The sequence below is a fragment of the Mesorhizobium sp. M0862 genome (assembly GCF_040319795.1).
Taxonomy (GTDB): domain Bacteria; phylum Pseudomonadota; class Alphaproteobacteria; order Rhizobiales; family Rhizobiaceae; genus Mesorhizobium.
Genome location: NZ_JAMYOJ010000001.1, coordinates 460785 through 482414, shown reverse-complemented (window position 1 = coordinate 482414; position 21630 = coordinate 460785). Strand labels below are relative to the sequence as shown.

Sequence of the window (21630 nt, the reverse complement as noted above, 5' to 3'; positions counted from 1 at the left end):
GCATGTTTCGCAAAAGTGCGAAGCTTGCGTGCCGACCCTCCCCACAAGGGGGAGGGTAAGGCGCCTCACAGCGCCTGCGTCGTATAATCCCCTTCGGCCTCGTAAAGCCCGTCCTCGATCTTGGTCTTGTGGACGACCTTCATCTTGCCGCCTTCGACCTTGGAGATGTTCTGGATGCCAAAACACTGGTGGATCTTGCCGTTGAAGGTCTTGGGGCCCTGCGGATGCTCCGGGCCTTCGGCGAATTCGGTCAGAGCCTCGGTCGCCTCGACCAGCTTGGCGCGGTCTTCCGGACCCTTGTAGCCGGCATCTTCCATCGCCTTCTTGACGACATAGAGCGTCTCCCAGCAGCCGAACATGTGGGCGGCGGTGGAGACGTCCTTGGGGTCGCCGACTGCAGCGCCATTTTCGTCGATGCCGACGGCGGCGCGGTAGGCTTTCTGCGCGGCCGAGTCATTGGCCTGCGCATAGCGCGGCGAACCTTCCCAGAAATGGCTGCCGTCCAGGAATTCGAGGCCGGGGCTGTTGATGTCGGTGGCTTCGAGCGAATCGATGAAGCCGAACAACTGCGGCCGGTTGGAGCCGTAGAACTCGCCGAGTTCCTTGACGAAGGTGAGCACGGCCGGGCCGACCATGACGTGGTAGATGACTTCGGTCTCGGCCGGGATCTGCGGGAAGTATTTCGTGAAAGATGACTCTGTCGGCGGGATGGCGATCTGGGCGATGACCTCGGCGCCTTGCGCCTTCAGCGCCGGCGGCAGGTAGTCGCGATGGTCGTAGCCGAAGGCGAAGTCGGGGAAGATCTGCGTCACCTTCTTGCCGGCATTGGCCGCGATCCATGGCGCCATCGACTGGATCTGGCTCTTCACATCGGTGATGCCGGGCTGGAAGACGTAGCGGTTGAGCTTGGTCGAAGCGACATGGTGGCCTTCGCTGACGACGAAATAGGGGATCTTGTTTTCGCCGGCGGCCGGGGCCGAGCCGATCACGACATGCGAGAACAGCGTGCCAAAGACGATGTCGGTCTTGTGCTGGGTGGCGAACTTGCCGACCACCTCGGCGCCACGGCCGGGATCGGTGCCGTCATCCTCGATCACCAGTTCGACCGGCCGGCCGTTGATGCCGCCGGCATCGTTGATCGCCTTGACCGCGGCGGCACTGGTCTTTTCGTACCAGCGGCCATAGGCGGCGCCGATGCCGGTGCGGTGCGACTGGAAGCCGATCTTGATTGGCGCCGAACTCTGCGCCTGGCTGTAGCGGACGAAGCCGGGCGCGAGCGTCAGCCCGGCGCCGGCGGCGAGACCTTTCAGCGCGGTGCGGCGGCTAAGGGTGGATTTGGAGAGATCGAAAAACCCATTCTTGTCAGTCACGGCAGTTCCCCTGTTTTTGAGTTTTGACTGGCTGTAACGAGGCAAGGCCACTCCCTTGCAGGAGGGGCAGAAATTGCATGTGTACAAACTAAATCACCAAAGCACAGAGCTTGCAAGCGGGCTTTCCGCAAAGGCATGTGGATCAGCTTGTCTCATCCGGCCGTCGGCGTGGCAAGCAACCACAGGCCGAAGATCGTGTAGGCAATCATCAGCATGGTGAGCGGCAACTGGCTGAGGGCGGCGCGCGATGGCACCTGGTGCAGTCGCCAGGCCAGTCCATGGGCAACGAGCACCGCCAGCATGTGCCCGGCGATGATGATGCCGGCCTGCAGGTTCCACAGCCACCAGGCGGAGTGGGCCCCGGCGACGATGCCGGCCTCGATCTGCATGTCGGCGGCGCCGAACAGGTTCCATCCCAGCGCGAACGGGTCGGACAAAGCGGCAATCGCATACTGGCCGTCGACCAGCAGCGCCGTCAGATAGTGCGCGACATGATAGGCGAGCGCGATCGGTACGATCGACCAGACCAGCAGCCCGGCGGCCTCGCCGTGGGAATGTCGGCTGCCGGCAAGGCGCTGGCCGAGTATGACGGCCAGCAGGAATGCCGCCGCGAGCAGGACGAAGGTCAGCACGAGGCCAAAGCTGCTTATGCCGATGAGCGCGGTGCGGCCGGGATATTCCAGCGGGTTGATGCCGAACAGGCCGAGCCAGAAGAAGGTTTTCGACAGGCCGTCGAAGGACACCGATGACAGGCTGAGCAGCAGGAAAGCGATGCCGCTTGCCGGCAGGGGCGCTGCGCCGAGCAGTTTTGAGCCCGGCCAGCAGAGAGCGAGCCGCCCGTGTTCATCGCGCTCGACAAGGGCGAAGCGCGCCACCATAGCGAAGAACACCGTCAGGAATTCGCCGCGCCGGCTCCAATCGCGGTAGCCAAAGGCGAGCATGGCGATGAAGGTAAGCAACCAGTAGAGGCCGGCGACATAGGCAAGCCGCGCCGGGTCGTCGGGCGCCGGGTAGATCAGCTCGAACCAGGCGAAGGCGAAGAACAGGATAACGGCCGGCCAGCAGCCGAGCCATGAAGGCAAACGCGATTCCTGTCCCTCACGGCCACGAAACTTGAACAGGCGGCTTTCGATCCGCCGCGGGCCATACCATGGATTCAGCCACGACCAGAGATCGCCGAACAGGCCTTGCGCGATGGCAAGGCCGACCCAGAGCAGCGTCCAGATGGTTAGCGGCAGCGGATTGGAGAGCGGGTCGCGGCTGCCGAACAGGCCGGCGGCGATGAGGGTTGCGAAGCCGGCAAAGGAGAGCAGGCTGATGATTATGCGGGCGGTGTCGGCGAATGGGAAGAGCGGCAGGCGGCGGCGCCAGAAGCGGTCGAGGGTTGCGGGTGGCAGCAGGGCGAGGACGAGGAAGCTGACGGCGACGGCGAGCGCGCCGCCGGCGATGTAGTAGCCGGTCGGGAGGAGGAGGACGTGGCCGCGGTCGGAGGCGTGGGCGAAGGCAGGGGTGGGGAGGAGTGTGAGGGTGGGGGAGCAGGCGACATATGTCAGCCTGACGCGATCCTTCACACCCCCCTCTGGCCTGCCGGCCATCTCCCCCGCAAGGGGGGAGATTGGATGTCGCCGGGGCTTTCGCCAACTTTCAAGGGTGAAGAAAGAGGCGCGGTACTCGACGCTGCCAATCTCCCCCCTTGCGGGGGAGATGTCCGGCAGGACAGAGGGGGGTGGGCGGGAACTCACGCTATCGCGATTTCCATTTCGTCCAGCAAGGCACCCGCCGACCCTCAAACCTTGACCAGCTGCTCCACGCGGTCCTTCGCCCCAAAAATCCGGAGATAGCGCTCGATCTCCTTCTTGTCGCCCGTCGCTTTCGCCGGATTGTCCGACAGCTTCACCGCCGGCCGGCCATTGGCCTCCGTCACCTTGCAGACCAGCGATATCGCATCCAGGCTGTTGGTTTTGGTCGGCGCGCAGCCTTCGAAATCGTTGGTGAGGTTGGTGCCCCAGCCGAAGGACATGCGCACCTTGCCCTTGAAGTGCCTGTAGGTCTCCTCGATGGTTTCGACCTCGAGACCGTCGGAGAAGATCAGCAGCTTCTGCCTGGGGTCCTTGCCCTTCTCGCGCCACCAGTCGATGATTTTTTCGCCGCCTTCGATCGGCGGCGCGCTGTCGGGGCGGAAGCCGGTCCAGTCGGCGACCCAGTCCGGGGCGTCGCGCAGGAAGGATGCGGTGCCGAAAGCGTCGGGCAGCACGATCAGCAGGTTGCCGCCGTAGTAGCGCTGCCAGTCCTGCAGCACCTTGTAGGGCGATTCCTTCAATTCCTTTTCCGACTTGGCAAGGGCGGCAAACACCATCGGCAATTCATGCGCGTTGGTGCCGAGCGCTTCGAGGTCGTTGTCCATGGCCAGCAGCACGTTGGAGGTGCCGGTGAAGGCTTCGCCAATACCTTCCTTGAGCGCCTCGACGCACCAGCGCTGCCACAGGAAGGAATGGCGGCGGCGGGTGCCGAAATCTGAGATGCGGATGCCGGGCAGCGCCTTCAAGCGTTCGGTCTTGGCCCACATCTTCCCCTTGGCGCGTGCATAGAGCACGTCAAGCGCGAAGGGACCGAAGGCGCGCATGGCGGCGCGGGAACGAAGCTCGTTGATGATCGCCAGCGCCGGGATTTCCCACAGCGTAGTGTACATCCAGGGGCCACTGAAGGAGAGCTCGTACTGCCCGTCGCGCTTGGACAGCTCGTAGTCGGGCAGCCGAAAACCTTCCAGCCAGGCGAGGAATTCCGGCTCGAAGATCTGCTTGCGGCCATAGAAATTGTTACCGCCAAGCCAGATCATCTCCTTCTTGGAGAAGCGCAGCGTGCGGGCATGGTCGAGCTGGTCGCGCAATTCGCCTTCGTCGATGTCGTCGGCAAGCCGCACCGAGGTGGTGCGGTTGATCAGCGAAAAGGTGGCGTCGACCTTGGGGTACATGCCCCAGATCATCTGCAGCATCAGAAGCTTGTAGAAATCGGTGTCGAGCAGGCTGCGGACGATCGGGTCCAGCTTCCAGGTGTGGTTATAGACGCGCCGCGCTATATCGGTTCTTGCCATGTCCTGCCGTCGCCTTCGCTGCTCACGTCTGTCTTACGCAATTCCGGACGGGAAACCGCCGCACTCGTTTCCTGGAATTGCCGGGCAAGAGCTTAGTAGCATTGAATTTTTGAAAGCGCTTCCCGCTTTCCGGGCTGGCCCGACAAAAAGCAGTCGCTCCCGGTCCAGCCTCAACTCTTGGCGCCCACCACCCGCAGCGCCGGACGCTTCCGGCGGCTGCCGATGCGGCCGGCCACCGGCGCGTCGGCGCGGCTGTCGGCCTGTTCCTTTTCGGCGAACAGCCAGTCGACGAACAATTGCACGATCGGCGCTGAACGCATCTCGTTGCGGCAGACGACATAGAAATCGTCGACCGCCGGCACCGACAGGCTGAACGGCGCCACCAGCAGGCCCCTGGCGAGCAGCATGCTGGCGGTGACGGAATCGCCGAGCGCCACGCCATGTCCGTGCACCGCGGCTTCGATCGCGGTGCGGGCGTCGCCGAGATGGTGGCGGCGGCCACGTTCGAGGTCGAGCCCATCGGCGGCGGCCAGCCAGGTGTGCCATTCGCGGCCATCATCGCCATGCAGGATGACATGGCCAGCAAGATCCCGGCAGATGCGGAGCGGCCGGTTGTTGATCAGCGTCGGGCTGACCACCGGGAACAGTTCGAGGCCCGACCATTTGCGCATCCAGCAATCGGTCCAGCTGCCGTCGCCATAGAGCACGCAGACATCGACCTGTGGGGCGCGGATGTCCTTGGGGTCGTTGGACGGGATCAGCGTCAACCTGATATCAGGATATTGCGCCATGAAGCTGCCGAGCCGCGGCGTCATCCACAGAAGCAGCAGCGCCGGCACGCAGGAGACCGACAGCGTACCGGCGCTGGCTGGCCTGGTCATGCGCTGGGTGGCGGCGGCGATGCCGTCGAAGGCGGTCGAGACCGCCGGCAGCAATTCGGCGCCGTGCGGGGTGAGCTTTACCCGCTGTCCGGTGCGTTCGAACAGTTTTACGCCGAGCGATTGCTCGAGCGCCTTGATCTGGTGGCTGATCGCGCCGTGGGTGACGTTGAGCTCACTCGCCGCCTTGGTCAGCGAGGCATGCCGCGCCGTCGCCTCGAAGGCGCGCAAGGGATTCAAGGGGGGCAGACGCTTGGCCATGAGCAACCGGATACTCTGTGAGATTTTCTCACAATCAGCACCGTAACAATATCAATTGATTTTTCAATGCGGCTGCCGGACACTTTGGCAGGTCAACAGCATCAATGACGTGAAATCTACAGGCAGCCAGCGGGACAGCGACCCGGCCGGATAATGGTCAGTTTGCAGACGCTGCCGCATGCACCAGCCCGGCAGGAGGAGACCGACATGGGTTATGACAGAGGCAAGCTCGACGCGCTGCGCCGCAAATATGGCGAGAGCCATGGCGGCGAGATGTTCGACCCGAAGTTCCGCAAGGTCGCCGACAAGATCTTCTCCAAGAGCGGCACCCGACTCGCGCCCTATGCCGGCATCCCGACCTTCCTCGCCGCGCCCTATCGCGAAATCGCAGCCGACAATCCCGATTTCGGCGATTTGCAGGTGGCGATCATCGGCGTGCCGATGGATCTCGGCGTCACCAACCGGCCCGGCTCGCGCTTCGGGCCAAGGGCGCTGCGCGCCATCGAGCGCATCGGCCCTTACAATCATGTGCTGGAATGCGCGCCGACGCATGAGCTGCGCGTCGCCGACATCGGCGATACGCCGTTCCGCAGCCGCTACCGGCTGGAGGTCAGCCACGAAGACATCGAGCGCCGCACCAACCAGATCGTCGATGCCGGCGTGCTGCCGCTTTCGGTCGGCGGCGACCACTCGATCAGCCATCCGATCCTGAAGGCGGTCGGCAAGAAGGCGCCGGTCGGCATGATCCATATCGACGCCCATTGCGACACAAGCGGGCTGTTCGACATGACCAAGTTCCATCATGGCGGACCGTTCCGCAACGCGGTGCTGGACGGCGTGCTCGACCCCACCCGCACCATCCAGATCGGCATCCGCGGCTCGGCGGAGTATCTGTGGGAGTTCACCTATGAATCCGGCATGACGGTCGTGCATGCCGAAGAGGTGACGGGTCTCGGCATTCCGGCCATCATCGAGAAGGCGCGCAGAATAGTCGGCGACGGCCCGACCTACATTTCCTTCGACGTCGACAGTGTCGATCCGGCCTTCGCGCCAGGCACCGGCACGCCGGAAATCGGCGGCCTGACGACGCGCGAAGTGCTCGAACTGCTGCGCGGCTTGAAAGGCCTCAACATCGTCGGCGGCGACGTCGTCGAGGTGGCGCCGCAATATGACGCGACCACCAACACCGCCCATGTCGGCGCCCAGGTCCTTTTCGAGATCCTGAGCCTGATGGTGTTCAGCCCGGCGATCACCGGCAAGGGGGCCTGACGGATTTCACATGCAAAGGCGGCCGCCGCGCTGGAGCCGGCGGCCGTTTCCAAAACAAACAAGCTTCCAGAAGGGGAATACCAATGACAATCCAAATGAAATCAACCATCGCCGCCGCGCTGATGCTCGCCGGCCTCGGCTTCGCCGCCCAGGCCAATGCCGACGCCGTCGACGACATCACCAAGGCCGGCGCCATCAATGTCGGCATCTTCTCCGACTTTCCGCCCTTCTCCTCGGCCAGCGCCGATATGAGCATCAAGGGTTACGACGTCGACGTCGCGCAGGCGATCGCCGATTCACTCAAGGTGAAGCTCAATCTGGTCAGCGTCACCGGCCAGAACCGCATCCCGTATCTCACCGACAAGCGCGTCGATATCCTGATGAGCGTCGGCTATTCCAAGGAGCGCGAGGAGGTGATCGATTTCGCCGCCGCCTACGCGCCCTATTACATCGCCGTCATCGGTCCGGCGGCGCTCTCCGTCAAAGGCAAGGAAGACCTTGCCGACAAGTCGATCGCCGTAAATCGCGGCACGCTGGAGGATACGTCGCTGACCGAGGCGGCGCCGGCATCGGCCGACATCAAGCGCTTCGACAACTACAACTCCGTCATCCAGGCCTTCATCTCCGGCCAGACGCAGCTGATGGTGGTCGGCAATGATGTCGGCGCGCAGGTGCTGGCCAAGCAGGACGCGCTGAAGCCGGAGCAGAAGTTCCAGCTCTTGACCTCGCCCTCGCATATCGGCCTCAACAAGAAAGAGGACCGGCTGAAGACTGCGGTCAATGATGCGGTTGCCAAGATGCTGGCCGACGGCAAGCTCGATGAGAGCTCGAAGGCCTGGCTGAAGACGCCGCTCAATCCCGACAACCTCAAGGATTGAGTTCTCGTGGCCTTTGCCTGGCTCCCAGGCGCTGTGGGCGACATCGCGCGCGGCGCGGCCACGACGATCCTGTTGATCGTCGTGACCACGCTCGTGGGCACGCTGCTCAGCATCCTGGGCGCTGCCGGCCGGCGCAACGGCCCGGTATTCGTGAAGCGCGCCATCGCGGTCTATGTCGAGGTGATGCGCAACACGCCGTTCCTGGTGCAGCTGTTCTTCATCTTCTTCGGCCTGCCCAGCCTCGGCATAAGGCTCGATCCGATCCTGGCCGCCATGCTGGCAATGACGCTCAACATGGCGGCCTACACGATTGAAATCGTCGGCGCCGGCCTCGATGCCGTGCCCGGCGGACAGACGGAAGCCGCCTTGGCACTCGGGCTTCGGCCACGCCAGGTGTTTGTCAAGATCGTGCTGCCGCAGGCGCTCAAGGTGATCTACCCGGCGCTGACCAGCCAGATCGTCATCATGATGCTGGAATCGGCCGTGGTGTCGCAGATCGCCGTGCGCGAGCTGACCTATGAGGCCGACATGCTGCAAGCCCGCACCTTCCGGTCCTTCGAAACCTATTTCGTCGTGACCCTGGTCTACCTCGTCCTGTCCATGGCCTTGCGCCGGCTGCTGGTCACAGGCGGGCGCCGCGTGTTGGGGGCAGGTGTCACATGATCGAATTCACCTTCTGGGACATCGTTCGCAATCTGCTGCTCGCCGCCCGCTGGACGGTGCTGTTGTCGCTGGCGGCCTTTGTCGGCGGGGCGGTGGTAGGGCTGATCGTGCTGTTCTTCCGCATCGCCGAAAATAAATGGAGCCGGCGCATCGCTTCCGGCTACATCGCCCTGTTCCAGGGAACGCCGCTGTTGATGCAGCTGTTCCTGATGTTCTTCGGCCTGCCGATGCTCGGCCTGCGCATCGAGCCATGGACGGCAGCGGTGCTCGGCCTGACCTTCTTCGCCAGCGCCTATCTGGCCGAGATCTGGCGCAGCGGCGTCGATGCGCTGCCGCGCGGGCAGTGGGACGCTGGCGCCAGCCTTGGGCTGCACCGTCTGCAGGAGCTCAGGCTGATCATCCTGCCGCAGGCGTTCTCGATCACAAGGGCGCCGATCGTCGGCTTCCTGGTGCAGTTGATCAAATCGACGGCGCTGACCTCGATCATCGGCTTCGAGGAGCTGGTCAGAACCTCCAACGCCATCAACAACGCCACCTTCGAACCGTTCAAGGTCTACGGGCTGGTGGCGCTGATCTTCTTCGTCATGTGCTTTCCACTGACGCAATACGCCCGTACGCTCGAACAACGAGCGGCGGCCCACTGACGCCAGGCGGCGACAGTGCGTGAAGGGAACCTGCCGGAATAGAACGGCATCAACTGAGGAGAAACCAGATGAACAGACTGATTGGAAAATCCCTGACACGGCGCGGCGTGCTTGGTGCGGGCCTCGCTACAGCCGGCGTGCTCGCCATGCCGTCGATCCTGCGCGCGCAGGACAAGTCGCTGAAGGTCGGCGTCTATGGCGGCTATTTCAAGAAATCCTTCGACGAGCACGTCTTCCCAGATTTTACCAAGGCCACCGGCATTGCAGTGGAATCGGTCGCCGAGCCGACCGGCGAAGCCTGGCTGGTGCAGCTCGAACAGGCGTCCAAGGCAGGCCAGGCGCCGGCCGACCTTTCGATGATGTCGCAGACCTCGACGCTGAAGGGCCAGTCGACCGAATTGTGGACGCCGCTCGATACGTCGAAGTTCAAGCACTACAACGACCTGTTGCCGCGCTTCATCAACAAATACCCGGATGGCCGCGTTGCCGGCATCGGCGCCGTCGCCTGGTGGATCACGCTGGTCTCCAACACCGATGTCTACAAGGATGCGCCGACCTCATGGGAGACTCTGTGGGACAAGGCCAATGAGGACAAGCTTGGCCTTCTGGCACTTGCCTCGAACTCGTTCCTGCTCGAAGTGACAGCCAAGACCTTCATGGGCGGCACCAATGCGCTCGACACCGAGGACGGACTGAACAAGGCGTTCGAAAAGCTCGCCGAGCTCAAGCCGAATGTCCGGCTGTGGTATCGCGACGAGGCGCAGTTCGAGCAGGCGCTGAAGTCGGGCGAGATCCCGATGGGCCAGTATTATCACGACGTCACCGGCCTCGCGGTCGCCGACGGCTTCCATGTCCGCTCGACCTTCCCGAAGGAAGGCGGCATCCAGGATTCCGGCAATTGGGTGCTGTCGCGCGCCTCGACCAAGGTCGACGAGGCGCATGCATTCATCGACTATATGAGCCAGCCGTCGATGCAGGGTCTGATGTCGCGCAAGGTCGGCACCACGCCGACGCTGAAGAAAGAGGTGCTCGACCTCAAGCCGGAAGAGTTCGCCGCGGTGTCGTCGGATATCGATCCGATCATCCCGCGCTATGACCTCTATACGTCGAAGGCCGACTGGATCAACCAGAAGTGGACCGAGCTGATCGTCGGCTGAGCCGCCCGTTCCGCTTGAAAACTGATCGGCCGCCGGATTTCCTCCGGCGGCCATTTCCTGGAATTGCTCCAGCGCACAGCCTGAGAGGGATGAGCATGTCCGGACTAGATATCAACGCCGTCACCAAAAAATTCGGCAACTTCGCCGCCGTCGACAATGTCCAGCTCAACGTGCCGCATGGCACGTTCGTGTGTCTGCTCGGCCCATCGGGCTGCGGCAAGACCACGCTGCTGCGCATGATCGCCGGGCTGGAGGAGCCGACCAGCGGCGCCATCGTGCTCGACGGCGAGGACATCACGCCTTTGCCGACGCACAAGCGCAATCTCGGCATGGTGTTCCAGTCGCTGGCGCTGTTTCCGCATCTCTCTGTCGGCGACAACATCGCCTATGCGCTGCGCATTCGCGGCGCCTCGAAGGAGGAGCAGAAGAAACGCGTCGACGAGTTGCTGGGCCTGATCCATCTGACCGGCTTTGCCGACCGCCCGGTGGCCAAACTGTCGGGCGGCCAGCGCCAGCGCGTGGCGATCGCCCGGGCACTGGCGCTGTCACCAAAGCTGTTCCTGCTCGACGAGCCGCTGTCGGCGCTCGACGCCAAACTGCGCGAGGCCATGCAGGTGGAACTGCGGCAGCTGCAGCAGCGGTTGGGCATCACCACCATCGTCGTCACCCACGACCAGCGCGAAGCCATGACCATGGCCGACCTGGTCGTCGTCATGGGCCACGGCAGGATCCTGCAGGCGGCGCCGCCCATCGAGATCTACCGCAAGCCGGCCGACGCCTTCGTCGCCGACTTCATCGGCATCACCAATCTGCTGCCGGCCGAGATCGACAGCACCGGGCGCACCACCATTCTGGGCACAGCCATTCCGGGCCTTGCCATGCCGGCGGGTCAGACCAAAGCGTCTGTTTCGGTTCGCCCGGAGGATGTGCATCTCGGCAGCCCCGGCGGCTCGGCCATCACCGGCGAGGTGAGTTTCGTGCGCGATCTCGGCGGCACCATCGAGACCTTCGTCGACGTCGGCGGCACCAGCATCATTGCGGTGACGACGCCGCGCGAGCGGCATGACGTGCCGGTCGGCGCCAAGGTCGGCGTAACATTGCCGCCGGCAAGCTGCGTGGTGCTCGGCGCATGAGACGCGAAGCCCCGAAGTCGATAGCCGACTACACGCCGCTGTTCTTTCCGGCGCTGATGCTGGTCGTCTTCTTCGTCGTGCCGTTCTCGACGATGATCGCGGTCAGCTTCTTCAAGCGCAACCCGTCCGGTTTTTACACGCCGGATTTCGTGTTCGACAATTACGCCCGCTTCCTGTCGGTGTTCTTCGGCGGCGTGCTCGGCTTTTCGCTGCTGCTGGCGGTGCTGGTCGCCGTCTGCTGCGTCGCCATCGCCTTCCCCTTCACCTACCTTTTGACCCGTCGGCCGCGCCGCGTGCAGACGCTGTGGCTGGTCGGCCTGCTGTCGGTGCTGTCGCTGTCGGAAGTCATCATCGGCTTTGCCTGGTCGACGCTGTTTTCGCGCACCGCCGGCATCACCAATTTGTTCGTGGCGATCGGGCTGATGGACAAGCCGGTGGCGCTGCTGCCGACTTTTGGCGCGGTGCTGACCGGCATGGTCTACCAGGCGCTGCCCTATACGATCCTGGTGCTGTACCCCGCCCTCGTGCGCCTCGACCCGACATTGCTCGAGGCAGCGCGCACGCTCGGCGCCTCGCCGATCCGCGCCTTCTTCACCGTCGTCGCGCCGGCACTGCGCAACACCATTGTGGCGACACTGATCATGGTCTTCGTGTTCGCCCTCGGCTCGTATCTTTTGCCGCAGATTCTGGGACGGCCGCAACACTGGACGCTGTCGGTGCTGATCACCGACCAGGCGATCTACCAGTCCAACATGCCGTTCGCGGCCGCAATGGCGGTGTTCCTGGTGCTGATCTCGCTGGCGCTGGTCGGATTGACACTGCTCGTCGGACGAAGGGAGAACGCCCTATGACCGCGACCTTGCTGCGCCGTGTCTATTTCACCATCGTCGCGCTGTTCCTGGCGGCGCCGCTGATCGTCGTCGCCGGCGTGTCGGTGAATTCGCGGCAGGAGCTCAGCTTCCCGCCGGTCGGCTTCTCGCTCGCCTGGTACGCCCAGATCTTCACCGATCCGGAATGGCGGCTGGCGCTGATCCATTCGGTGACGCTGGCCGTCTGCTCGGCCGCGATTGCCGTGGCGGTCGCGCTGCCCCTGGCTTGGTTCCTGTGGCGGCGCATCGCGCCATGGGCGAACATCTTCCAGGTGCTGGGGCTTGCCCCCTTCATCCTGCCGCCGGTCATCACCGCGCTCGGCTTCCTCTCCTTCTGGGCGACGGTCGGGCTGTTCGGCCAGTTCTTCACCGCCATCATCAGCCACGCTATCTTCTTCGTGACGCTGCCGCTGGTGACGCTGTCGCTCGGCTTTGCCTCGATCGACCGCTCATTGGTCGAGGCTGCGGCGACCATGGGCGCCGATGATCGCACGGTGCTGAAGACCGTGGTGCTGCCGCTGATCCTGCCCTACCTCGTCTCGGGTTACGCCTTCGCCTTCGTCTTGTCGCTCAACGAATACATCGTCGCCTATATGACGATCGGCTTCACCACCGAGACGCTGCCGATCAAGATCTTCAACGCGCTGCGCTACGGCTACACGCCGACCATGGCTTCGGTGTCGGTGTTCTTCGTCGCGGTGGCGGCACTGGTGTTCGGCTCGATCGCCAGGTTCGGCGATATACGCAGGCTGCTCGGGGCGATGTCGTCGGATGGGAGCTGAGCGCATTCATTCTAAGTAACAGCACCAGTACAACACCCCTCGATCGCTGCTCAGACCACCAATGCCATGAAGGTGCTGAGTGCACCCTATGCACTCGCGCAGGCGGCAGCTTCGCGCCTCATCTCGGACTCAGGGGTGAACTTAAGTGCTCCTCGAAAGCGGACAACTGACTTCTTCGCCCGACTATTCGCCAGGGTCGAACTCACCTTTGAACAAGACTGTCTCCACCGGCCCGAGGGGATTGACGATCCGGCTCTCCAGGACTTCGACAAGTTTGCGTCCGACACCCGCTATGTCCACGAAATGAACGCCGATCTTCGCAGGCAAGAAACGTGACAGCCGCGTGCTGTCCCGAGTGACAATGTGGATGTCACTCCCTGGCGCGAGACCTCTTCTGCCAAGAGCGTGTAGTGCCCCCAAAAGGCCCAGTTCGTTGGCGCAAGCCAAGCCCGTCGGCGGATCTGACCAGGCCAGCATGCGATCGAACCAGGCTGCGCTCGATTCCATGGTGAACATTCCATGACCGATCAGCGACTGGTCGATCGGAATACCAGCCTCGGCCATTGCCCTTCCATACCCGGAAAGACGCATGGCACTCGCCTGGTCGCCCGGAACGAGAAGTTGCAGCGCAATGCGTCGGCAGCCCTGGTCCATGAGCCGCCGGGTCGCCTCGTAGGCAATCTGTTCATTGTCGATGTCGACATAAGGATATGCTGTATCCAGGTCAGTTCTTCCAAACGCGACGAATGGCATGCCTCTATCCAGCAATAGCTTAACGCGTGGATCACCCAAGACCATGCGCGTGATAATCAGTCCGTCTGTGCTGCCCGCCTGAAGCTGTCGCTGCACACTCTCGATGGGGTCATCATCGGGCGTGGTGGAGTAGATGGATAGACTATAACCCGCTTGCCGCGCCGCCAGCGTCATGCCTTCGATTAACGGAAGCTTCAACAGATCGGACAGATGATCTTGTGTTTCCATCGGGTAGATTGCTGTCATCGTCAGCGTGCGGCCAGTTTTGAGCGCGAAGCCATGATGATTTGGCACATAGCCGACCCGCTGCGCCACTTCCTTGACGCGAGCGATGGTGGCGGGATGAACCTCCGGCCCATCCTTCAGCGCGCGGGATACCGTGGTCACCGAAAGGGAAAGTTCCGCCGCGATCTGTTTCAGGTTGGTCATGTCGCCCGACCTCATTTGCGAAAGCGCCGGCTGATTTGCTGACTTTCACTAGGTGACCGAATTCCACCTCACGGTCAATCCAAGCTCTCGCTAAAGCAGCTTGACTCTCCTGCAATTGGATGCAATCGTAACGTTACGATTGGCAAGAATTGGCCCTTTTTAGCGCGTCTCAACAAATTCTAGGGAGGAGAACCTATGTCTTGGTTACGCATTTCCTTGACGGCATTCGCATTCTCGGCCGCCGTGCCGGTCTATGCCCAATCAGTCACCATCACGACCGCGGGCGGCGATTATGGCAACGCCATGAAGGAAGCCATGTGGGCCCCCGCTGCAAAAGAGCTTGGCTATGATATCCGCGAGGAGACCCTCAGCGACGGCTTGGCCGCCCTGAAGATGCAGGTTACCTCGGGCACGGTCACAACCGACGTCATTCACCTGGGCTCACCGGAGGGCGCGCAGGCCGCCGCACAGTCGCTGCTGGAGCCGCTCGACTACACGATCATCGACCCAAAGGCCGTGCCGGACGGCGCAAAGTCCGACTACTGCTATCCATTCGACTCCTATGGCACCGTCTTGTCGTGGAACACCAAGACCTATGGCGAAAACCCGCCGAAGACATGGGCGGAGTTCTGGGACGTTGCCAAATTCCCCGGCCGTCGTGCGCTGCGTGCCAATGCCCAGGACTCGATCGAGATCGCGCTGCTCTCCGATGGCGTAGCACCGGCGGACGTCTATCCCGTTCTCAGCACGCCAGAGGGTCTGGATCGCGCTATCAAGCGGCTCGAAGCACTCAAGCCAAATGTCGCCGTTTGGTGGACCTCGGGAGCGCAGTCGGCGCAGTTGCTGAAAGATGGTGAGGCGGATTTGGTCGTTACCTGGAACGGGCGGGCCCAAACCGTAAAAGCAGATGGCGGCGCGGCCGACTACACGTTCAAGGGTTCCGTCATTGGCACCGACTGTCTTGCGGTGCCGAAAGGGGCGCCGAACAAGGAAGCAGCTATGAAGCTCATCGCAGCGATGACACAGCCCGCGCGCGTGGCGAAGCTGACCGACTTCATAGCCTATGGCCCGGTCAATCCTGCTGGCTATGAGGGTGGCCTTATCCCCGAGGACCGTCTCAAGACGCTGGCGACCGCGCCTGAAAATGCCGGCACTTCGGTGTTTTCGAATTCAGAATGGTGGGTCAGGAATGGCGAGGCTGCCCAAAAAGCCTTCGATGAGATGATGGCCCGCTGAGTCTCAGCTCTAAGGCTTGAGCACATGATGAAGTCGCTCCCGATCACCATCGACAGCGTGCGCAAGACCTATGGATCTTACGTCGCGCTGGACGATGTCTCGCTCGACATTCGGGCTGGCGAATTCCTCACGCTGCTGGGGCCATCGGGATCGGGCAAGACCACGCTGCTCATGGCTCTGGCCGGCTTTGTCCGGCCGGATTCCGGTAGACTTCTGTTGGGCGATCGCGACATTACCCGCCTGGCCCCGAACAGGCGCAACATCGGCATAGTCTTCCAGAACTACGCCCTGTTTCCCCACATGAACGTTCTGGCAAATGTTGAGTATCCGCTGGTGCTGCGCAAGGTACCGAAAGCCGACGCCCGCCAGCGGGCGCTCGACACTTTGGACCGCGTGAAGCTCGAAGGTTTGGCGGAGCGCAACATTGCCGCATTGTCCGGCGGCCAGCGCCAGCGGGTTGCGTTAGCGCGGGCGATCGTCTTCGAGCCGCGCGTGATGCTGATGGACGAGCCGTTGTCGGCGCTCGACAAGAATTTGCGCGAAACCATGCAGTACGAGATCCGGCGTCTGCACGATGATCTGGGGATCACCACGATTTATGTGACGCATGACCAGCGCGAAGCACTGATCATGTCAGACCGGGTCGCGGTGATGAATTCCGGCCGTATTCAGCAGATCGACACGCCACAGCGGATTTATGATCGTCCATCGACCCGCTTTGTCGCGGAGTTCATGGGTGAGGCCAACATTGTGGCCCCGGGCGCGGTGCGCAGAATAGACGGCGCCGATGCATCAAGCGAAGCTCTGATGATCCGCGCCGAAAGTTTCCATCTTGATGCGAAGCTCGTCGGGCGAGACGGGGTGGCGCTCGAGGGAACGCTGCGCGCCAAGGCGTTTCGCGGCGAGAACTGGCTTTTGACGCTGGCGCTTGACGGCGGGCAAGAGATTCTTGTCTGCGTTCCGGCGGCGATGGCCAGCGGCTGCGGCGAGCTTGCGACCGGTCAGCGAGTGACCGCATATGCACCGGCAGCGAAAGTTCACGCGATACCGGGAGCAGGAGCGTGACCGTCATCGCCGATCCTGCGCTCGCGGCAGACGCACGACGCGAGCGGCGGTTCTTCCTGTCGCTTTCAGTGCCCGCGCTTTTGATCGTTGGGCTGGCGGCGATCCTGCCCATCGTCTGGATTATCCGGCAATCCTTCCTCACCACAGCGGGTGAATACACCGTCGGCAACTACGAGAAAGTGCTTTCGAGCGGACTGACATGGTCGGCACTCGTCACCACCCTTGAGCTGTCCGTGGGCACGCTGGCGATCTGCATTCTACTCGGTACCCCCTTGGCGCTCGCCCTGGCCAGCACCAGACCAAGGGTGGCCAATTTGCTGATGGCCTTCGTCATGCTGCCGTTGTGGACCTCCATTCTGGTGCGCACCTATGGCTGGCTCGTTCTGTTGCGACGCGATGGCCTGATCAACGCGGCTTTGACCGGTTCAGGCCTGACAGCTGAGCCCTTGCCGCTGGTCTACAACTTAACGGGAACGCTCATCGGCATGGTTCACTACATGCTGCCGCTCTTCCTGCTGCCCGTTTATGCGGCGATGCGCGATATCGATGCAAACCTCGTTCGCGCGTCGGCGAGCATGGGCGCCACGCTCGGACAAACGATCCGCACGGTCATTCTGCCGCTTTCGGCCGGCGGCATCTTCTCGGGTTCGATCATCGTCTTCATTTACACCATAGGGTTCTTCATCACGCCCGCGGTGCTTGGCGGCGGCAAGGTAAACCCTCTTTCCACCCGGATCGAGCGCACGCTATCGACCTTCCAGGATTGGGGCTCGGCGAGCGTCCTGGGCATCCTGCTCCTCGTACTAATGGCGTTGGTGGGGGTGATGTTCCTGGCTGCGCGGCGGCTGATTGCCGGACGCAGCATCGGCACAGCCCATGCTTGAAGCCTATCCAGATAGCAGGCTGGCCCGCATCCTCCTGTGGAGCTTTTGCGCGCTCGTTATGGCGTTCCTGATGCTGCCGACGCTCGTCGTCGTGCCGCTCTCTTTTTCGGCGTCCAATCTTTTGGAGTTCCCGCCGCGCGCATACTCGTTGCGCTGGTACGAGGCTTTCTTCGGTTCGGCGGCATGGATGGCCGCACTCAGGACGAGCCTGATCCTTGGCACATTGACGGCGATGATCGCAGTGCCCCTGGGGCTGCTGGCCTGCATTTCGATAAATCGGCTCGGCGGAAAGGCCGCCATTGCCATTCAGGGTATTCTGCTAACCCCTTCTATCGTGCCGGGAATCCTGCTCGCGATTGGTCTCTTCTTTGTTCTGGCGGCCCAACGTCTGGTCGGAACGCTGTTCGGTGTCCTGGTCGGACATGTGGTGCTGGCCATTCCGGTCGCCTGCATTGTGTTGGTGCCCGCCTTGGCCCGCTTTGACTGGAACCAGGTTCAGGCGGCGCGCAGCCTGGGCGCAAACTGGGCAAGAGCCATTGGCGGAATAATTGTCCCCCAACTTCGGATAAGTCTGTTGTCGGCCACGCTGATGGCCTTCCTGACCTCGCTCGATGAATCCGTCATTTCGATCTTCGTCGCGAGTGGTCAAAACAGCACGCTGCCGAAGCTCATGTTCCTGTCGCTGCGCGATCAGATCGACCCGACCATTGCGGCGATTTCGACCTTGTGGACCGTCATCGTCGTGGTCGTTGTCCTCGTCGTGACCCTTCGCCAAAAATCCTGACCGAGATTGGAAACATGCCCAACAATCATCATGCAGCCGACGATCTGGCGGATCATTCAACGGACATACCCCAGGTGGGGTTGGCGATCATCACCGGCTCGGCGAATTGGGGTCTCGCCTTTCCGGAAGATGTCGAAGTCGATGGCGTCCGCACCTTGCAACGAGACATGAGTTTCGAAACCCCTTTCGGTCCCAGCGACAATTGGAAACTGCTCGAATTCGATGCATCTATTACCGTCGAGGGCAAAACGAAACGTGCCCTGTGCATGTATTCGCACGGCAATCCCCGAGACCATATCGACCATTCCTGTCATCGCCGCGCGTTCTGGGTCTTGATGAAAGCGGGTGTAAGGCAAGTGCTGGCCTGCTCGACCGTTGGCGCCGTCAACAAGGCGATCCAGCCCGGCGACATAGTCGTAAACGCCGATATCATCGAACTGTCGCAGACCCCGTTTTCACTTCTGCCTGGCCGCCAGAGCTTCGACTGCTCGGGCAAGCAGATCGTATGTCCAAGATGTGCGGCATTGTTGGCCGAGACCGCCCGGCGCCATTGGCCAGCCGAATGCCGCGTCCATGGCATCGAGCAGCAGTTGGTGGCTGCCCACTGCTACGGGCCGCGACTGACAACTCCCGCCGAAGCTCTGGCGTATCGAAACATGGGAGCGGACGTGCTCAACCACTCGATCGCCCCTGAGGCCACCTTATCGCGCGAGATCGGCGCCTGTTTCGTGCCCCTGGCGTTCGTCACGGCCGGCTTCAACGACTATATGGACCGCGAGCGCCAGAAATTGCTGCAGGAGCACGTGCTGCCGAGCCTCTCTATGACAGCCTCGCGGGTTGCGCTGGAGACCGCGGCGCGACTTCCGGCCAATCCGGAATGCTCTTGCCACGGCTTGAAGTCGCCCCAACCGGCAGAGCGTTCTACCCGGTTCTGAAAAGCAGCGAGAGTCTGGGATCGTTCACTCGCAACGATGCTCGCGTCGAACTGAGAGTCCGCTTTTGAAGATCCCACGCCCGAAGCGTTCGGCCGCTTCCGGTCCCAAAGGCGACACCATACATCTGCTCTGCAGTGACTGCTTCGGGCAGTTGGCGGACCGCTTGGTGCGTCTTCAATGGCTGAAGACGAGCGGCGGCGCCAATCGATCCCGCCGCAGCCAGCGCGCTAACAGCAGCACCGCCACCACGGCCAGACCCGACGCAAGGCCGATCCAGATGCCGACGCCGTGCAGGCCGAAATGGAAGGCGAGCAGCACGCCGAGCGGCAGGCCGATGCCCCAATAGCCGATCGCGGCATAGATCATCGGCACCTTGGTGTCGTGCAGGCCGCGCAGCATGCCGGCGGCAACGGCTTGCGCACCGTCGAAGATCTGAAACAGCGCGGCAAAGGCCAGGAACGACACGGCCAGCGCGATCACCCTGGCGTTCGCCGGATCGGTCATGTCGATGAAGGCGCTGATCAACAGATGCGGCCACAGCACCATCACCAGCGCCATCAGCGCCATGGACGAGACGCCGATGACGAAGGCGGTCCAGCCGGCGCGCGAAACGCCGGCCGGATTGCCGGCGCCGTGGGCCAGCCCGACGCGCACTGTGACGGCCTGGTTGAGACCGAGCGGCACCATGAAGGAGATCGAGGCGATCTGGATGGCGATGGCGTGCGCGGCGAGCGAATCCGCATCGATCAGGCCCATCAGCAGGGCTGCGGCGTTGAAGATCGTCACCTCGAAGGCGAGGATGCCGGCGATCGGCATGCCGAGCCGCAGCAGACCCTTGAAGCGCGGCCAGTCGGAGCGCCAGAAGCGGCCGAACAGGCGGTAGCGGCGGAATTTCTTCTCCAGCATCACCACGGCTGCCAGGCCGCAAAACATCAGCGTGCTCGACAGCGTGGTCGCCAGCCCCGAACCGGCAATGCCCATCGAGGTGACGCCGAGATTGCCGAACATGAACACCCAGTTGAAGAAGGCGTTGCAGGCGACGGCGACGAAGACGATGATCAGCGCCCAGCCCGGCCGCTCCAGCGCCGAGATGAAGGAACGCAGCACGATATAGCCGTAGAAGGGCAGCACCGCCCATTCCAGCCAGCGCAGATAGATGCCGGCCTGATGTGCCAATGCCGGCTCCTGGCCCATGGCCAGCAGAATGGCCTCGCCATGCCACAGCACCATCCAGATCGGGATCGAGATCAGGATCGCCAGCCACAGCCCTTGCCGCACGGTGCGGCGCAAATCGCGCACCGAATAGCGGCGGCGGCCAAGCTCGGTGGCGATCATCGGCGAGGTCGCCAGCATCAGGCCGAGGCCGAAGATCAGCGGCATGAAATAGAGGTTGGCGCCGAGCGCGCCGCTGGCCAGCGTGTCCGCGCCTAGACGCCCCATCATCATGACGTCTGTGGCGGTCATCGCGGTCTGGCCGAGATTGGTGAGCACCATCGGCCAGGCCAGCGCCAGCGTCGCCCTGATTTCCTGACGCCAAAGATTTTCCGGCGCACGAGCGCCGGCTTCGATCGCAGACATTGTCCTGCTCTTTCCGATTGCGGCGCGTCGGCAACGAGGCCGGAAGCCGCACTTCCAAACGGCAAAACCTTCGGTTTCGCAGCGTTTGCGTCGTTCTATTGGACGAAATGCGGCATGAAGGCAAGGGAGGACGGGCAGCCGGCGATTGAGCCAGAGGCGGGAACCCCCTCCTGTCCGGCCGCCCTTGGATCAGCCGATGCTTTCGCCACCGTCGATCACCAGCGCCTGGCCGGTCATGAAGGATGAGCGGTCGGAGACGAGGAACAGGATCGCTTCGGCGATCTCCTCGGCGCTGGCCCAGCGGCCCATCGGAATCCTGGTGCGGACATAGGTTTCGATCGCATCGCGTCCGCCCATCTGGGCGATGAACGGCTCGTTGAAAGGCGTGTCGACCCAGCCGGGGCAGAGCGCGTTGACGCGCACATTGTGCCGGGCATAGTCGAGCGACATCTGCCTGGTCATCGCCACCACGGCATGTTTGGACGTGGCATAGGCGATCATCTCGCGGTCGTAGAAGACGCCCGAATTCGAAGCCGTGTTGAGGATGACGCCGCCGCCTTGCGCGACCATTGCCGGCATGACCAGCCGCGCGGCCAGAAACTGCGCCCGTACATTGATGCGCCATGACGCATCCATACCATCGACCTCGACCTCGGTCAGCGTGCCGCCGACCTGGATGCCGGCGTGATTGTGCAGAATGTCGATGCGGCCATACTTGCCGAGAGTGCCTGTGATGAGCTTCTCGACCGCGGCGTCGTCAGAGACGTCGGTAACAACGGCCTCGGCCTGCCCGCCCACTGCCCGGATGTCCGCCGCTGTCGTCTCGCCGCTGGTCTTATCCCGGTCGGCGATGACCACCACAGCGCCTTCCCTGGCCATGATCATGGCGCCGGCGCGGCCGATGCCGGAACCGGCGCCCGTCACCACGGCGATGCGGTCTCTAAGGATCATGAATTTGTCTTTCAGCTGGA

The 21630-nt window shown here is 62.8% G+C and carries 20 protein-coding genes; 13 read left to right on the top strand and 7 right to left on the bottom strand.

Going from position 1 to position 21630, the window contains the following annotated elements; translation table 11 throughout:
• Positions 1-65: 65 nt before the first annotated feature.
• The 4 genes from NKI15_RS02420 to gcvA form a co-directional block, all read right to left on the bottom strand.
• Positions 66-1370, bottom strand: a complete 1305-nt coding sequence (locus NKI15_RS02420; protein ID WP_023832554.1) for an ABC transporter substrate-binding protein — start codon at positions 1368-1370, stop codon at positions 66-68.
• 152 nt (positions 1371-1522) lie between these two features.
• A complete protein-coding gene (locus NKI15_RS02415; RefSeq protein ID WP_023739693.1) occupies positions 1523-2965 on the bottom strand; it encodes a hypothetical protein in 1443 nt (480 codons plus the stop codon).
• Between the two features lie 191 nt (positions 2966-3156).
• The gene (gene pncB, locus NKI15_RS02410) at positions 3157-4461 is read right to left on the bottom strand and encodes a nicotinate phosphoribosyltransferase (RefSeq protein ID WP_023739694.1); all 1305 of its coding nucleotides are present in this window, start codon (positions 4459-4461) and stop codon (positions 3157-3159) included.
• Between the two features lie 170 nt (positions 4462-4631).
• Positions 4632-5600: a transcriptional regulator GcvA gene (gene gcvA / locus NKI15_RS02405; RefSeq protein ID WP_023671280.1), complete on the bottom strand. Its 969-nt coding sequence runs from the start codon at positions 5598-5600 to the stop codon at positions 4632-4634.
• Between the two features lie 207 nt (positions 5601-5807).
• Here gcvA and speB point away from each other — a divergent pair, with 207 nt between their 5' ends.
• The 8 genes from speB to NKI15_RS02365 all read left to right on the top strand — a co-directional run bounded on the left by speB (position 5808) and on the right by NKI15_RS02365 (position 12995).
• Complete coding sequence (gene speB / locus NKI15_RS02400; RefSeq protein ID WP_023695895.1) at positions 5808-6869, top strand: agmatinase; 1062 nt, start codon at positions 5808-5810, stop codon at positions 6867-6869.
• Between the two features lie 83 nt (positions 6870-6952).
• Positions 6953-7747 (top strand): transporter substrate-binding domain-containing protein, encoded by a 795-nt coding sequence (locus tag NKI15_RS02395; RefSeq protein WP_352515096.1) that lies wholly within the window; start codon positions 6953-6955, stop codon positions 7745-7747.
• 6 nt (positions 7748-7753) lie between these two features.
• A complete protein-coding gene (locus tag NKI15_RS02390) occupies positions 7754-8410 on the top strand; it encodes an amino acid ABC transporter permease (protein WP_023683571.1) in 657 nt (218 codons plus the stop codon).
• Positions 8407-9054 (top strand): amino acid ABC transporter permease, encoded by a 648-nt coding sequence (locus tag NKI15_RS02385; RefSeq protein WP_023671276.1) that lies wholly within the window; start codon positions 8407-8409, stop codon positions 9052-9054. The genes NKI15_RS02390 and NKI15_RS02385 overlap by 4 nt, the downstream gene beginning before the upstream one ends.
• A gap of 68 nt (positions 9055-9122) precedes the next feature.
• Positions 9123-10211 (top strand): ABC transporter substrate-binding protein, encoded by a 1089-nt coding sequence (locus NKI15_RS02380; protein ID WP_502898662.1) that lies wholly within the window; start codon positions 9123-9125, stop codon positions 10209-10211.
• Between the two features lie 95 nt (positions 10212-10306).
• The gene (locus tag NKI15_RS02375) at positions 10307-11344 is read left to right on the top strand and encodes an ABC transporter ATP-binding protein (protein WP_023671274.1); all 1038 of its coding nucleotides are present in this window, start codon (positions 10307-10309) and stop codon (positions 11342-11344) included.
• Positions 11341-12195, top strand: a complete 855-nt coding sequence (locus NKI15_RS02370; protein WP_352515097.1) for an ABC transporter permease — start codon at positions 11341-11343, stop codon at positions 12193-12195. Before NKI15_RS02375 ends, NKI15_RS02370 begins: the two co-directional genes overlap by 4 nt.
• Positions 12192-12995 carry an ABC transporter permease gene (locus tag NKI15_RS02365; protein WP_023671272.1) on the top strand — a complete coding sequence of 268 codons (804 nt, stop codon included), beginning with the start codon at positions 12192-12194 and terminating at the stop codon, positions 12993-12995. Before NKI15_RS02370 ends, NKI15_RS02365 begins: the two co-directional genes overlap by 4 nt.
• A 183-nt stretch (positions 12996-13178) precedes the next feature.
• Here the strand turns inward: NKI15_RS02365 and NKI15_RS02360 are convergent, their stop codons facing one another.
• Positions 13179-14177, bottom strand: a complete 999-nt coding sequence (locus tag NKI15_RS02360; RefSeq protein WP_023703700.1) for a LacI family DNA-binding transcriptional regulator — start codon at positions 14175-14177, stop codon at positions 13179-13181.
• 195 nt (positions 14178-14372) lie between these two features.
• On the opposite strand from NKI15_RS02360, the gene NKI15_RS02355 reads away from it, so the two are divergent.
• From NKI15_RS02355 to NKI15_RS02335, 5 genes are read left to right on the top strand one after another with little or no spacing between them, the layout of a single operon-like run.
• The gene (locus tag NKI15_RS02355; RefSeq protein WP_023707771.1) at positions 14373-15413 is read left to right on the top strand and encodes an ABC transporter substrate-binding protein; all 1041 of its coding nucleotides are present in this window, start codon (positions 14373-14375) and stop codon (positions 15411-15413) included.
• A 27-nt stretch (positions 15414-15440) separates the two neighbouring features.
• Entirely contained in the window at positions 15441-16478 is a 1038-nt protein-coding gene (locus NKI15_RS02350; protein ID WP_023700444.1) for an ABC transporter ATP-binding protein, read from the top strand.
• Entirely contained in the window at positions 16475-17362 is an 888-nt protein-coding gene (locus tag NKI15_RS02345) for an ABC transporter permease (RefSeq protein WP_023703702.1), read from the top strand. Before NKI15_RS02350 ends, NKI15_RS02345 begins: the two co-directional genes overlap by 4 nt.
• Positions 17355-18146 (top strand): ABC transporter permease, encoded by a 792-nt coding sequence (locus NKI15_RS02340; protein ID WP_023703703.1) that lies wholly within the window; start codon positions 17355-17357, stop codon positions 18144-18146. The genes NKI15_RS02345 and NKI15_RS02340 overlap by 8 nt, the downstream gene beginning before the upstream one ends.
• On the top strand, positions 18089-19081 hold the full coding sequence (locus NKI15_RS02335) for a phosphorylase family protein (RefSeq protein WP_352443568.1): 993 nt from the start codon (positions 18089-18091) through the stop codon (positions 19079-19081). Before NKI15_RS02340 ends, NKI15_RS02335 begins: the two co-directional genes overlap by 58 nt.
• 174 nt (positions 19082-19255) lie before the next feature.
• Here NKI15_RS02335 and NKI15_RS02330 read toward each other — a convergent pair whose 3' ends face one another.
• Complete coding sequence (locus NKI15_RS02330) at positions 19256-20659, bottom strand: MATE family efflux transporter (protein WP_023703704.1); 1404 nt, start codon at positions 20657-20659, stop codon at positions 19256-19258.
• 189 nt (positions 20660-20848) lie between these two features.
• Positions 20849-21610, bottom strand: coding sequence for an SDR family NAD(P)-dependent oxidoreductase (locus tag NKI15_RS02325; RefSeq protein ID WP_023703705.1), 762 nt, complete (start codon positions 21608-21610; stop codon positions 20849-20851).
• Positions 21611-21630: the final 20 nt, after the last annotated feature.

Coding starts and splice junctions, on each gene's coding strand:
- NKI15_RS02385 (WP_023671276.1), top strand. CDS start 8,407: ATGATCGAATTCACCTTCTGGGACATCGTTCGCAATCTGCTGCTCGCC.
- NKI15_RS02370 (WP_352515097.1), top strand. CDS start 11,341: ATGAGACGCGAAGCCCCGAAGTCGATAGCCGACTACACGCCGCTGTTC.
- NKI15_RS02360 (WP_023703700.1), bottom strand. CDS start 14,177: ATGACCAACCTGAAACAGATCGCGGCGGAACTTTCCCTTTCGGTGACC.
- pncB (WP_023739694.1), bottom strand. CDS start 4,461: ATGGCAAGAACCGATATAGCGCGGCGCGTCTATAACCACACCTGGAAG.
- gcvA (WP_023671280.1), bottom strand. CDS start 5,600: ATGGCCAAGCGTCTGCCCCCCTTGAATCCCTTGCGCGCCTTCGAGGCG.
- speB (WP_023695895.1), top strand. CDS start 5,808: ATGGGTTATGACAGAGGCAAGCTCGACGCGCTGCGCCGCAAATATGGC.
- NKI15_RS02375 (WP_023671274.1), top strand. CDS start 10,307: ATGTCCGGACTAGATATCAACGCCGTCACCAAAAAATTCGGCAACTTC.
- NKI15_RS02355 (WP_023707771.1), top strand. CDS start 14,373: ATGTCTTGGTTACGCATTTCCTTGACGGCATTCGCATTCTCGGCCGCC.
- NKI15_RS02330 (WP_023703704.1), bottom strand. CDS start 20,659: ATGTCTGCGATCGAAGCCGGCGCTCGTGCGCCGGAAAATCTTTGGCGT.
- NKI15_RS02415 (WP_023739693.1), bottom strand. CDS start 2,965: ATGGCCGGCAGGCCAGAGGGGGGTGTGAAGGATCGCGTCAGGCTGACA.
- NKI15_RS02365 (WP_023671272.1), top strand. CDS start 12,192: ATGACCGCGACCTTGCTGCGCCGTGTCTATTTCACCATCGTCGCGCTG.
- NKI15_RS02395 (WP_352515096.1), top strand. CDS start 6,953: ATGACAATCCAAATGAAATCAACCATCGCCGCCGCGCTGATGCTCGCC.
- NKI15_RS02350 (WP_023700444.1), top strand. CDS start 15,441: ATGAAGTCGCTCCCGATCACCATCGACAGCGTGCGCAAGACCTATGGA.
- NKI15_RS02325 (WP_023703705.1), bottom strand. CDS start 21,610: ATGATCCTTAGAGACCGCATCGCCGTGGTGACGGGCGCCGGTTCCGGC.
- NKI15_RS02380 (WP_502898662.1), top strand. CDS start 9,123: ATGAACAGACTGATTGGAAAATCCCTGACACGGCGCGGCGTGCTTGGT.
- NKI15_RS02340 (WP_023703703.1), top strand. CDS start 17,355: ATGCTTGAAGCCTATCCAGATAGCAGGCTGGCCCGCATCCTCCTGTGG.